General features: G+C 68.6%; 3 protein-coding genes and 1 pseudogene. 3 read left to right on the top strand and 1 reads right to left on the bottom strand.

Annotated features, from left to right (window positions below; all coding sequences use genetic code 11):
* The first annotated feature begins 164 nt into the window (after positions 1 to 164).
* Together I4I78_RS31715 and I4I78_RS31710 are read left to right on the top strand one after the other, a co-directional pair.
* A complete protein-coding gene (locus tag I4I78_RS31715) occupies positions 165 to 944 on the top strand; it encodes a phosphotransferase enzyme family protein (RefSeq protein ID WP_218615196.1) in 780 nt (259 codons plus the stop codon).
* A 259-nt stretch (positions 945 to 1,203) separates the two neighbouring features.
* Positions 1,204 to 1,413, top strand: a pseudogene (locus I4I78_RS31710) (D-TA family PLP-dependent enzyme); the annotation flags it as partial.
* Between the two features lie 234 nt (positions 1,414 to 1,647).
* Here I4I78_RS31710 and I4I78_RS31705 read toward each other — a convergent pair.
* Positions 1,648 to 2,268, bottom strand: a complete 621-nt coding sequence (locus tag I4I78_RS31705; RefSeq protein WP_218615194.1) for a DJ-1/PfpI family protein — start codon at positions 2,266 to 2,268, stop codon at positions 1,648 to 1,650.
* A gap of 85 nt (positions 2,269 to 2,353) precedes the next feature.
* Here I4I78_RS31705 and I4I78_RS31700 point away from each other — a divergent pair.
* A partial coding sequence (locus I4I78_RS31700; protein WP_218615193.1) for a GntR family transcriptional regulator occupies positions 2,354 to 2,711 on the top strand: 358 nt, incomplete at its 3' end.

Genomic DNA, 2,711 nt, shown 5'->3' with positions numbered 1-2,711 from the left:
CCTCACTCCGGTCGAGTTCGAGACACTGCTCAACACCGCCCACGCGGCCTGACCCACCTACCGAGATCGGGTCAACGGAACTCGGGGCAGTCCCGGGCTCTGCCCGGAGGGGGTCGATTCAGGTGCGATGAGCGCCGGTCTCTGGTGTCCGCCACGATCTGGGTATGGCCGACTCCGAGGAACCTCTGAGCGGCGGCAATACCAGCACAGGTGTCACCCGTGTTGGTAATACCGTGCGGAAGCCGTCTGGACCGCACACTCCGGCTGTCCACGCGTTGCTGCGCCACCTCCACGCCGTCGGTTTCGACAGGGTCCCGCGCGCCCTCGGGATCGACGACGACGGCCGGGAGGTCCTCTCGTTCGTCTCCGGGGTGACCGTTCATCCGGACCACAATGAACTGCTCGACTCGCCGCACGCCCTTACCGAGGTCGGCCGGATGATCCGTCGGTTCCACGACGCGTCGGCCGAGTTTGTCCCACCGGACGACGCCCAGTGGCAGGTATGGACCCCTGACGTGGGCGCTGACCTCGTCGTTCACCACGACCTAGCGGCCTGGAACCTGGTGGCTGACTCACAAGCTGGCTGGGGCCTCATCGACTGGGACACGGCGGCGCCTGGAACAAGACTGTGGGATCTCGCCTACGCGGCGCATAGCCTTGTGCCGTTGTCTGCGAGTCCCGAATGGTCGCGATCCGATGCGGCGGAGCGCCTGCGCGTTCTAATCGATGCCTATGACCTCGACGAGTCCGATCGGCGATCGCTGGTGGCCCTGCTCCCCGAGCGGACTCGAGCGATGTACCGGCTGTTGGCGGAGGGGGCAGCCACGCAGACAGCACCGTGGGCGACGTTATGGGCAGATGGCCACGGTGAGGTCTGGGGCCGCAACACCGCGTACATCGAGGCTCGCACAGCGGAATGGCTGGCCGCGCTGATCGACTCCTGAGACACAGGGCGCGCCTTACGTCGGTCGGGGCCTAACGTCGGAGATCGTCGTGGCTATCCGGTTTCGAACCTGACAGGTCGAAAGCGCGCTCACTACACCTCCGGCCCGTTCGCGGCGCCGGGGCCGGCTACCCGGCCCCGTCCTCGGAGGGAGCGCCCGATCAGAGCCGGAGGCGACATGCGGTCCTTGACGTGGGGACCAAGGTCCTCGGCGCCGACCGCCACCCTGGACCACCGGAGCGGGCCGTCTCCGCGATCACCCCGACGCGCGGATCGTGTCGCTCTCCGAGCACCACGCCACCGTGGAGCTCGACGACACTGCCGGCGGCCCGCCTAGGCTCGGCGACACCGTGCGGGTCGTCCCCAACCACGTCTGCGCCGCGGTCAACCTCGCCGACGTCGTCGAGGTGACCTCCTCAACCCACAAGATCGACCACTGGACCATCGCCGCACGTGGGGCCAACGCCTGAAGGCGCCTGTCCGGCAGGGGCGGACGACGAAATCGTCCGCGAGGTCGTCGCCGCCTACTTGCAGGTCCCGGCTGTCTATCTCAGACGCAGTCTTGTTACCGAGCGCGAGCGAGACTCGCGATGTCCGACATTCGCCGGTTTCTGAACACTCGGGCCGTCTCGGGAGTTCGCCCAGCACGATGCTGGCGAGGCCGCGGCGGCCCGGCATCGCCACTCAACCGCCGGCGGCGCCTGCTAGACCGCGGCGAGCTCGGGACGCAGGTAGGGGTCGATGTTGCGCATCGCGCGAGCGATGTACTCGTCTTTCTCCCCGACCGGGGCGACGTAGTGCAGGGCGCTCTCGGCGGCCTCGAGGCCCTCGAGCCGGGCGATGACCCAGGCGCCGAGGTAGTGCGACGCGAGGCACCCGCCGGCGGTCGCGACGTTGCCCTTCGCGAAGAACGGCTGGTTCAGTACCTCGATGCCGGCGGCCTCGGCCCACGGCCTGGTGGTGAGGTCGGTGCAGGCCGCGACGTCATCGAGCAGCCCCAGCTTGGCGAGCACCAGCGCGCCCGAGCACTGCGCGGCCAGCAGCTGACGATCGGGGTCCAGCGAGCGCAGCATTCCCATGATGGTGGAGTCCTCGACCACCTCACGGGTGGCGATCCCGCTGCCGACGATCACCGCGTCGGCCTTGGTGGCCTCCTCGAGGGTGCACATCTGCTCGATGACCACCCCGTTCATCGACCGCACCTTCGGCGACGGGGCGGCGATCGAGACCCGCCAATCCGACCTCTTGACGCGGTTGAGGACGCCGAGCGCGATCAGGGAGTCCAGCTCGTTGTAGCCCTCGAACGTCAGGACAGCGATGTGCATGATCAGGTCCTCTCGGTGCGTTGGCGTCCACCGTAGGAACCCGCGACCATGACAGTCGAATAATTGTCATGCATACACTGGCGGGGTGAGGGTCCCCCGATACAAGGCGGTCGTGGACACCCTCGCCGCCGACATCCGATCGGGACGCCGGCCCGCCGGGGACCGGCTGCCCACCCACCGCGACCTCGCCGCACGCGAGGGCATCGCCCTGGTCACCGCCTCCCGGGTCTACACCGAGCTCGACGCCATGGGCCTGGTCAGCAGCGAACAGGGCCGGGGAACCTTCGTCCGCGAGACCGCTCTGCCCCCGGGCCACGGGATCGACCAGGCCGCCGTGCCCGTCGACACCAGAGATCTGAGCTTCAACTACCCCTCGGTCAACGGCCAGACCGAACTGCTGCGCCAGGCGCTGCGCGACCTCGCCACCGCCGGCGACCTCGAGG

Origin of the sequence: Pseudonocardia sp. KRD291, from assembly GCF_019263595.1 — a bacterium.
Taxonomy (GTDB): Bacteria; Actinomycetota; Actinomycetes; order Mycobacteriales; family Pseudonocardiaceae; genus Pseudonocardia.
This window is presented reverse-complemented; position numbering and strand designations above follow the sequence as displayed.